At 71.9% G+C, this 8,814-nt stretch carries 9 protein-coding genes; 4 read left to right on the plus strand and 5 right to left on the minus strand.

Features of this window, described 5'->3' with window-relative positions; genetic code table 11:
* Positions 1 to 15 precede the first annotated feature (15 nt).
* Positions 16 to 528: a hypothetical protein gene (locus AU196_RS16970; RefSeq protein ID WP_059096247.1), complete on the plus strand. Its 513-nt coding sequence runs from the start codon at positions 16 to 18 to the stop codon at positions 526 to 528.
* On the opposite strand, the gene AU196_RS16975 is transcribed toward AU196_RS16970, so the two are convergent.
* Positions 512 to 1,900: a pyridoxal phosphate-dependent decarboxylase family protein gene (locus tag AU196_RS16975; RefSeq protein WP_059096248.1), complete on the minus strand. Its 1,389-nt coding sequence runs from the start codon at positions 1,898 to 1,900 to the stop codon at positions 512 to 514. The genes AU196_RS16970 and AU196_RS16975 overlap by 17 nt on opposite strands.
* A gap of 74 nt (positions 1,901 to 1,974) precedes the next feature.
* Here AU196_RS16975 and AU196_RS16980 point away from each other — a divergent pair, with 74 nt between their 5' ends.
* Positions 1,975 to 3,174 carry an enhanced intracellular survival protein Eis gene (locus AU196_RS16980; RefSeq protein ID WP_059096249.1) on the plus strand — a complete coding sequence of 400 codons (1,200 nt, stop codon included), beginning with the start codon at positions 1,975 to 1,977 and terminating at the stop codon, positions 3,172 to 3,174.
* Between the two features lie 9 nt (positions 3,175 to 3,183).
* Here the strand turns inward: AU196_RS16980 and AU196_RS16985 are convergent, their stop codons facing one another.
* Positions 3,184 to 4,035, minus strand: coding sequence for an AraC family transcriptional regulator (locus AU196_RS16985; RefSeq protein WP_059096250.1), 852 nt, complete (start codon positions 4,033 to 4,035; stop codon positions 3,184 to 3,186).
* 73 nt (positions 4,036 to 4,108) lie between these two features.
* Here AU196_RS16985 and AU196_RS16990 point away from each other — a divergent pair, with 73 nt between their 5' ends.
* Both AU196_RS16990 and AU196_RS16995 read left to right on the plus strand, forming a co-directional pair.
* The gene (locus tag AU196_RS16990) at positions 4,109 to 5,371 is read left to right on the plus strand and encodes an amidohydrolase family protein (RefSeq protein ID WP_059096251.1); all 1,263 of its coding nucleotides are present in this window, start codon (positions 4,109 to 4,111) and stop codon (positions 5,369 to 5,371) included.
* Between the two features lie 90 nt (positions 5,372 to 5,461).
* The gene (locus tag AU196_RS16995; protein ID WP_231737621.1) at positions 5,462 to 6,289 is read left to right on the plus strand and encodes an alpha/beta fold hydrolase; all 828 of its coding nucleotides are present in this window, start codon (positions 5,462 to 5,464) and stop codon (positions 6,287 to 6,289) included.
* Positions 6,290 to 6,303: 14 nt separating this feature from the next.
* Here AU196_RS16995 and yaaA read toward each other — a convergent pair whose 3' ends face one another.
* From yaaA to AU196_RS17010, 3 genes are read right to left on the minus strand one after another with little or no spacing between them, the layout of a single operon-like run.
* Entirely contained in the window at positions 6,304 to 7,050 is a 747-nt protein-coding gene (gene yaaA, locus AU196_RS17000; RefSeq protein WP_059096265.1) for a peroxide stress protein YaaA, read from the minus strand.
* Between the two features lie 26 nt (positions 7,051 to 7,076).
* Positions 7,077 to 7,556, minus strand: coding sequence for an MSMEG_6728 family protein (locus AU196_RS17005; RefSeq protein ID WP_059096252.1), 480 nt, complete (start codon positions 7,554 to 7,556; stop codon positions 7,077 to 7,079).
* A 47-nt stretch (positions 7,557 to 7,603) separates the two neighbouring features.
* Complete coding sequence (locus AU196_RS17010; protein WP_059096253.1) at positions 7,604 to 8,740, minus strand: alkaline phosphatase family protein; 1,137 nt, start codon at positions 8,738 to 8,740, stop codon at positions 7,604 to 7,606.
* Between the last annotated feature and the right edge of the window lie 74 nt (positions 8,741 to 8,814).

Consider the following 8,814-nt stretch of genomic DNA (forward strand, 5'->3'; position numbering starts at 1 on the left):
CTCAAAGGGAGCACCATGTCCGCTCTGTCCCCGTTCGCCTCGGCCGCCGCGGCAATGGCGCTGCTCGCCGCACCTCTCGTCCCGGTCGGCGCTGGCGTCGTGTCCGCCCCGCTCGCCGCCGCGGAGTCCGGCGGAACCTTCCTGCCGTTCAGCCCGACCCTGCGGCGGTGCGATTACAGCACTCGCTCGTACTACGACTCGGCGGGCAACGGCAGGGCCACCGCGACCGTGCGCACCGTAGGTTCGCAGGTCAGCGCGGACGTGCAGTTGCTGCTGGCCAAACCCAACTCGTACTACGAGGTGCGGCTGATCCAGGTGCCGAGGGAGTCGGCGGCCGGATGCCACGCCGGTGCGCCCGGCACGGCGGTTGGCGCCCTGCACACCGACGGGGTCGGCGCGGGTGCGGTCACGTTGTCGAGCCCGTTGATGTCCGGCGCCACCGGTTCCTGGTTGGCCATCGAACGCCCGCAACCGCATTCGCAGTTGCCCGCCGAGTTCTACACCACCGATTTCATCGTCGCGATCTGACGTCGGCGGCCGCCGCGGTGATCGCCGCGGCCGAGCGGTCGATGTCGGCGTCGGTGGTCGCCCAGTTCGACACGCTGACCCGCAGGACGTGGGCGCCCTGCCACGTCGTGCCCCCCAGCCAGCAGGTGCCGTCGCGCTGGATGGCGGCGACCGCGGCGCGGTTGGCCTCGTCACCGCCCGGGAGCGCGACGAGCACCTGGTTGAGCACCACGTCGTTGAGCACGGTGGCGCCGGGGATGGCGCCGAGGTGTTCGGCCATCCGGCGGGCCTGCGCGCAGTTGCGTTCGATGATGTCGGCGATGCCGCTGCGGCCGAGTGAGCGGATCGCCGCCCACACGGGCACCGACCTGGCCCGCCGGGAGCTCTCGGGAACGTAGGTGGTGTTGTCCCGCTGGCCGGGATCCGCGACGAGGTAGGGGCCGGCGAGGCTCATGGCCGCGCGGTGGGCGGCGGGGTGGGCGACGATCGCCGCCGCGCAGTCGTAGGGGACGTTGAGCCACTTGTGCGCGTCGACCGCCCACGAGTCGGCGCGCTCGACGGCCCGGGTGAGGTGCCGGGTACCGGGTGCGGCGGCGGCCCAGAGCCCGAAGGCGCCGTCGACGTGCAGCCACGCGCCGTGCGCCGCGCACGCGTCGGCGATGGGCTCGAAGGCGTCGAACGCCCCGGTGGCCACGTTGCCGGCCTGGGCGCACACGATGGCGGGTCCGGTCGTCTCGCCGAGGGTGTGGCGCAGCGCCTCGGGATCCATCCGTCCCTGGTTGTCGGCGGGGATGCGGACCGCGGTGTCCGCGCCGAGGCCGAGCAACCGCAGCGCGGTGTGGATCGTGGCGTGGGCCTGCTCGCCGCAGAGCACCCGGAGCCGCGGAGCCCCGATCAGCCCGTCGCGTTCGACGTCCCATCCGGCGGCGTCGAGGACCGCGTGGCGTGCCGCGGCCAGGCAGGTCGTGTTGGCGCCCTGACCGCCGGTGACGAATCCGACGCTGGCGGTCTCGGGAAGGCCGAGCAGGTCCAGGACCCATTCGGCGGCGACCTCCTCGATCGCCGACCCGGCGGGGGACAGGGCGTGGAAGGCCGCGCACTGGTCCCACGCCGACACCAGCCAGTCGGCTGCGAGCGCCGCGGGCAGGGCGCCGCCGACGACGAATCCGAAGTGCCGGGGTCCCGCGCTGGCCACCAGACCCGGTTCGGCGCCGGTGGCCAGCGCCTCGATGACCGCCGCCGGATCGGCCGGGTGGTCGGGCAGGGGACCGCCCAGCCGTTCGCGGACCTCGGCGGCCGTCGCCGGGGCGGCGACCGGTCGTTCGTCGAGCCCGGCCAGGTAGGTCTCGGCGTGCCGGACGGCGGCGCGCAGGCCGGCGGTGCGATCGGTCATAGATCCAGCCTATGACTCCCGGGCGGCCGAAACTCGGGTGCGCTGCCCGGTCCCGTGTGGCACCGTCGCACCCTGTGAACGCATCGGGACTGCACCTGCGGCCGGTCATCGAGGGCGACTGGCCGCGCATGGTGCGCCTGGACGCCACCAACTTCGGCCACGTCGTGGACGAGTCGGCGGTGACGGTGTGGCGGTCGCTGATCCCCGAGGACGCCGCACTGGTCATGGCCGACGGCTCCGACGTGGTGGGCCAGGCCTTCTACGTCGATCTGCAGTTGACGGTGCCCGGTGGGGCCGTCCTGCCCGTCGCGGGCATCACGTGGGTGTCGGTGGCGCCGACGCACCGCCGACGCGGCGTCCTGCGGTCGATGTTCACCGCGCTGCACGACCGGATCGCCGCGGCGGGACATCCGATCGCCGGGCTGACGGCCAGCGAGGGCGGGATCTACGGCCGGTTCGGCTACGGCCCGGCGACGACGGTCAACGAGTGGTCCGTCGACCGGCGCACGGCGCAGTTCCGCTCGGACACACCGGACCCCGGTGGCGTCCGGATCGTCACGCCTGCTGAGCACCGCGACGATTTCGCCGCCGTCTACGACCGCTGGCGCATCGCCACCCCGGGAGGCCTGGTCCGTCCGCCCGCGATGTGGGACGACCTGCTGGCCGACCGCGACGACGACCGTGCCGGCGGCAGCGCGCTGTTCGCGTTCCTGCACGCCGACGGCTACGTGCTCTACCGGGTGCACGGTGCCGGACCCCGGCACATCCGCGTCGTGGAGTTGACGGCCGCGACCGCGGCGGCGCACGCCGCGCTGTGGCGGGCCCTGTGCGGGTTGGATCTGATGGAACGCATCGACGTCGCCACCCATCCGGCCGACCCGTTGCCCTACCTGCTCACCGATGCGCGCCGGGTGCGCACCACCGCCGTCGCCGACGATCTGTGGCTGCGGTTGATGGACATCCCGGCCGCGCTGGCGGCCCGCACGTACGACCGCGACCTCTCGGCCGTACTCGAGGTCCGCGACGGATTCCGTTGCGACGGTGGCCGATTCGCCCTGGAGATCCGCGACGGGCGGGCCGTGTGCGCGCCGACGGACAACGCACCCGACGTGGTACTCGACATCGACGTCCTCGGCTCGCTGTACCTCGGTGGCCATCGGGCGAGCGCGTTCGCCGCGGCGAATCGCCTGCACAGCGACGACTCCGACCTCGTCGCGCGGATCGACAGGGCCTTCGCCACCGATGTTCCCGCGCAGCTGGGCTTCCCGTTCTGAGGACGCACCTCACACCGCGTCGGCCGCCGCCTTGCGCCGGTACGCCGACGGCGTGTCGCCGCAGAACTGGGTGAAGGCGCGGGTGAAGGAACTGAGGCTGTCGAAACCGACCGCGGCCGCCGTCTCCTGCACCGACTGTCCGGGGGCGGCGAGCAGGGCCATCGCGCGCAGCATGCGGGCGTGCAGCAGGTAGGTCCGCCACGACAGCCCCAGTTCCTCGGCGAACAGCCGCCGCAGCGTGCGCTCGGACACCGACACCGCGCGGCTGACCTGGTCGGCGGTCACGGACTGCAGGTGCTCCTTCGTGTACGCCAGCGCCGCGGCGACGATGGGATGCTCGGAACTGGGCAGGCTCAGCGGCGCCTCGTGGTCGAGCGCCTCGATCACGAGGTTGCCCAGGGTCTGGAAGAACGCGTCGGCCGCCGACTCGTCGTGGGCGGAGCCTGCGTGCCGGTCGATCGGCCAGCGCAGCGCGTAGATCATCATCTCCCGGATCAGCGGTGACACCGCCAGGATCCGGGCCCGGTTGCCGCCGTCGGGGATCAGGGCGCGATCGAACATCACCGCGACCGTGCGCACGTCGGCGTTCATCGTGGCCTGGTGTTCGAGACCCATCGGCAGCCACGCGGCCTGCTGCGGCGGGACGAGGTAGTGCCCCGAGGCGGTCTCGACCTCGACGACCCCGCCGATCGCGTACTCGATCTGGTGGACATCGTGCGAATGCCATCCGGTGATCAGTCCGTCGCCCTGGTAGAGGTAGCTGCCTGCCAGCGCGCGGCCGCCGCGGCGCAGGTCGATCACCCGTTCCGAGAGGTTGGCCGGTTCGGCTAAACCCTTGGCCGATAGCGCAGAGACGGTCACACCTATGCAGGGTACAACTGGAACCAGTCCAAATGTGACCCCGGCCACGCCGACACCGCGACGAGGAGTGCCCATGAATGTCGACGACCTGATCCTGGTGAGCATCGACGACCACGTGGTGGAACCACCCGACATGTTCCTGCGGCACGTGCCGGCCAAGTACAAGGAGGAGGCGCCGATCGTCGTCACCGACGACAAGGGCGTCGACCAGTGGATGTACCAGGGCCGCCCGCAGGGGGTCAGCGGCCTCAACGCCGTCGTCTCCTGGCCGGCCGAGGAGTGGGGCCGCGACCCGGCCGGCTTCGCCGAGATGCGCCCGGGCGTCTACGACGTCCACGAGCGCGTCCGCGACATGAACCGCAACGGCATCCTGGCCTCGATGTGCTTCCCGACGTTCACCGGGTTTTCGGCGCGGCACCTCAACATGCACCGCGAAGAGGCCACGCTGGTGATGGTCTCCGCCTACAACGACTGGCACATCGACGAGTGGGCGGGCTCCTATCCGGGCCGGTTCATCCCGATCGCGATCATGCCGACCTGGAATCCCGAGGCGATGTGCACCGAGATCCGCCGGGTGGCGGCCAAGGGGTGCCGCGCGGTGACCATGCCGGAACTGCCGCACCTCGAAGGACTTCCCAGCTACCACGACGAGGACTACTGGGGTCCGGTGTTCCGGACGCTGTCGGAGGAGAACGTGGTGATGTGCCTGCACATCGGCACCGGCTTCGGCGCGATCAGCATGGCGCCCAACGCGCCGATCGACAACCTGATCATCCTGGCCACCCAGGTGTCGGCGATGTGCGCCCAGGACCTGCTGTGGGGCCCGGCGATGCGCAACTACCCGGACCTGAAGTTCGCGTTCTCCGAGGGCGGTATCGGCTGGATCCCGTTCTACCTGGACCGCAGCGACCGCCACTACACGAATCAGAAGTGGCTTCGTCGCGACTTCGGCGACAAGCTGCCCAGCGATGTGTTCCGCGAGCATTCGCTGGCCTGCTACGTCACCGACAAGACGTCGCTGAAGCTGCGGCACGAGATCGGCATCGACATCATCGCCTGGGAGTGCGACTACCCGCACTCGGACTGCTTCTGGCCGGACGCGCCCGAGCAGGTGCTGGCCGAGTTGAACGCCGCCGGCGCCGACGACAGCGACATCAACAAGATCACCTGGGAGAACTCCTGCCGGTTCTTCGGGTGGGATCCGTTCGCGCACACGCCCAAGGATCAGGCGACCGTGCGCGCGCTGCGGGCTCAGGGCGCCGACGTCGACGTGTCAATCCGGCCGCGCAAGGAATGGGCGCGCCTCTACGAGCAGAAGCAACTCGCCAAGGCCTGACGCCGCAGCCGCCGAACGTGCGCTCCGTGCGAGAAATCGACCGAATTCTCGCAACCAGCGCACGTTCGGCGGTCGCGTAGAGTCCGGCCGGTGGACTTCGACCTCGACCTGCCCTCCGGCCGGGTGCGGACCCGGTCATGGGGCGCCGACGATGCGCCGATCCTGCTGTGCGTACACGGCATCTCGGCCAATCTGACGGCGTTCTCCCACCTCGCCGAACGGCTCGCCGGTCCGGACCGCCGCGTGGTCGCGTTCGACCTGCGCGGCCGCGGCCGCAGCGAGATCACCCCGCCGGGCAGCTACGGTCTCGACAGCCACGCCCGCGACGTGCTCGCGGTCGCCGACGCGCTCGGCGCCGAGGCGGTCGACCTCGCCGGCTGGTCACTCGGCGCGCTGATCGCGATGCGCGTCGCCCGTGACCACGGCGCCCGGGTGCGCAGCCTGTCGCTGATCGACCACATCGGCCCGGCGCAGCGTGCCGCGCTCGGGCCGGTGCGCGAGGGGTTCGCGCGGCTCGACGCGAGCGTGGCCGCACCCGCGGACTACCTCGACAGCGTGCGCGCCGCAGGCGTCGTGGATCCGTGGACGCCGTTCTGGGACGAACACCACACCTACGAACTGGCCGAACAGCCCGACGGGACCTGGCGTCCGACCACCTCGCGTGCCGCCGCCGAGGAGGACCTCTACCAGCGCTGGCCCACCGACTGGACCGACCACTGGCGGGCCCTGACCATGCCGACCGTGGTGGTCCGCGCGATGCGGCCGCTGGGCGGCGCCGTGCTGATCGGCGACGACGCCATCGACGCTCTACGCGCCACCAACCCCGCGATCCGGATCGTCGACACCCCCGACAGCAACCACTTCACGTGCATCGTGGACCCCCGCACCGTCGAGGCGGTCGAATCGGTCCTGCGATGAATCGCTGTCGCTGATCAGGCGGGGACGACGACGACCAGGTCGTTCCCGGTGCGTTCGACGCGCATGCCGGCGCGGCGCGCCACCGTCGCGACCGCCCCTGCGTCGGACGGTTCGGCACGGGTGGTCGCCAGCGCGCGGGCGAGCCTTCCCTTGTGCGCCTTGTTGAAGTGGCTGACGACGGTGCGCCGGCCGTCGGGGTGCTCGGCCAGCACGTCGACGCGCACCGCGGCAGGCAACCGGCCGAGCGCCGCGTAGGAGCCGGACCGCAGGTCGACGACGAGCTCTCGGGCGGCGACGTCGGAGAGGACCGGTTCGAGGACCGGGCGCCAGCGCCCGGTCAGCGTCGAGCTGCCGGGCAGCTTCGCGGTCGCCGAGAGCCGGTACGCCGGCACCGGGTCGTCGGCCCGCAGCAGTCCGAACAGGGCCGAGCCGACTGCCAGTCGTTGCCGTGCGCGCGCCGCGGCCGCACCGCGCAGGGAGCCGATGTCCAGGGCGTCGTAGAGCACGCCGGTGTACCGGTCGATCGCGGGCAGGGTCGGGGCGGTGTGCAGGACCGCATTGCGTGCGATCTCGGCGTCCTGTTTCGGCGAGAGCCCGAGCGCGTTGCGGCTCGCCTCCCGGTCGCCCGACAGTTCGACCACCTCGTCGAGGAGCGCCTCGCGCACGGGTTCCAGCTCGGGGAAGGAGAGCCGGTCGAGGCGCAGCGGCGGTCCGTCGCCCCCGTCGCGTTTGGTCTCCGATGGCGGAAGCAGCACGAGCACGGCGAAGACGTTATCGCCGTCGGCGCTCAGAGCGGTATTCGGCGGTCGCGGTCCGACGCGGGCCACACGTAGGGCAGGTCGTCGGGCACGTCCGGGAACAGCGGCCGGTAGTGGTCCGGGTCCTTCTTCACCAGCGCCGCCTGATGACTGCGGTGAAACGCCTCGTCGCCCAGCCACGGTGGCAGCTCGCCCTCGGCGCCGAGTTCCGCCTGGGCGCGCACCTGGGAGATCCCGACCGTCGCGCCGAGGTCGGTCACCAGGGTGGTGGCACATGTGTCGGCCCTGCCGCTGCGGCACCAGTGCGCACAGATCTGCAGGCCGTAGCGGACCAGGGCCTCCTCGTACCCCGCCCACATCGCGGCGGCGGGGTGGTGACGCCATCCGTAGCCGGGCACCGTCAGGGCCCGCAGTACCTGGATCACCTCCACCCGCTGCTTTCCGAGGCGACGCATGTCGAGCACCTCGGCGCTGGCGTCGAAATCCTCGCAGGGCAGGAAGGTCTGCATCGGTGCGGACGTACCCGCGGGACGGGGCGATCACACCCCGGCCCCACTCAGGTGTAGGCGAGCAGCAGGGGAATCCGTTGTTCGGCATCGGTGAGCGAGCCGTGCTGTCCGCGCAGCGCCGACTCCATCGGCTCCACGGTGCGACGCACCAGCGCGGCGGAGTCCTTCGCGGCGACGACGATGTCGCCGATGCGCCGCCGCACGTCGTCGGACACCCGGGCGCCGAACCAGCCGGCCTCGACGGCCTCGTCGCGGGTGGTGACCCAGGCCCGGTCGCCCAGCGTCTCCCGCCACGCCGCCAGCACCGCGGCCGTCGCGCCCTCGGCGGTATAGACGTAGCGGGCACGCGCCTCACCGGCGACCGCCTCGACACCGTCGAAGAGCGGGGCGCACTCGTCGAGGTCGAGGATGCGGTCCGCATCGACCTCGACCATGCCGTGGTCGGCGACCACCGCGAGCAACGCGCCCGGCGGCAGACCGGTCACCACCGATTCGACCAGCCGGTCGACCTGGCGCAGCTGCATGCGCCATGCCGTCGACCCCGGCCCGTACAGGTGCCCGAGCAGGTCGAGGTCGCCGTGGTAGCCGTAACAGAACCCGCCGTCGGCGAGCACCCTGCGCACCGAGGCGGCCAGGTCACCGAGGCCGTGCACACCGACGAAGCGCCCACCGCGCAGCACCGCCCGGGTCAGGCCCGAGCCGGCAAATTCCGCGTTCGACACGACGTGGACGGCGACACCGGCCGAGGCCGCGCGTTCGAAGGCCGTGGGCATCGGCTGCACCGTCTCGGGCGGCATGGACTCGCGCAGATCCTCGCCCCAGGGGTGGGGACGCCACCGCAACGGGTTCACGACGCCGGCGCCGGGTATGCGGAACGTGTATCCCACCATCCCGTGCGCCCCGGAGCGGCAGCCCGTCCCGACCGAGGCCAGGCTGGCGACCGTGGTGGACGGGAACCCGACCTGCAGGGTGTCACCGCGCAGACCGCTCAGTACCGGCGCGTCGTCGGCGTGCCGGTCGAGCAGGTCCGCACCCAGGCCGTCGATCAGCAGGACGCACGCCGAGCCGATCCCGGTCGGCAGGTCGATCCGCGAGTCGAACCCGGGCACCTCCATCGCCGCGAGCACCGAGGGGACGACGTCGGCGAGATGGGGCAGGTCCGGGTTCGACCGTGGGAGCTGCATTCCTGCAGCGTGTCACACCGCGGGATAGGTCACACGGCCATCGGCGGGGCGCCGGGTGGCGGGGGAGGCAACGG

Source organism: Mycobacterium sp. IS-1742 (genome assembly GCF_001500125.1).
GTDB lineage: Bacteria > Actinomycetota > Actinomycetes > Mycobacteriales > Mycobacteriaceae > Mycobacterium.

Bases quoted from the DNA above. Each gene is read 5' to 3' on its own strand.
- AU196_RS17010 (WP_059096253.1), bottom strand. From the start codon at position 8,740: ATGCAGCTCCCACGGTCGAACCCGGACCTGCCCCATCTCGCCGACGTC.
- AU196_RS16970 (WP_059096247.1), top strand. From the start codon at position 16: ATGTCCGCTCTGTCCCCGTTCGCCTCGGCCGCCGCGGCAATGGCGCTG.
- AU196_RS17005 (WP_059096252.1), bottom strand. From the start codon at position 7,556: ATGCAGACCTTCCTGCCCTGCGAGGATTTCGACGCCAGCGCCGAGGTG.
- AU196_RS16975 (WP_059096248.1), bottom strand. From the start codon at position 1,900: ATGACCGATCGCACCGCCGGCCTGCGCGCCGCCGTCCGGCACGCCGAG.
- AU196_RS16990 (WP_059096251.1), top strand. From the start codon at position 4,109: ATGAATGTCGACGACCTGATCCTGGTGAGCATCGACGACCACGTGGTG.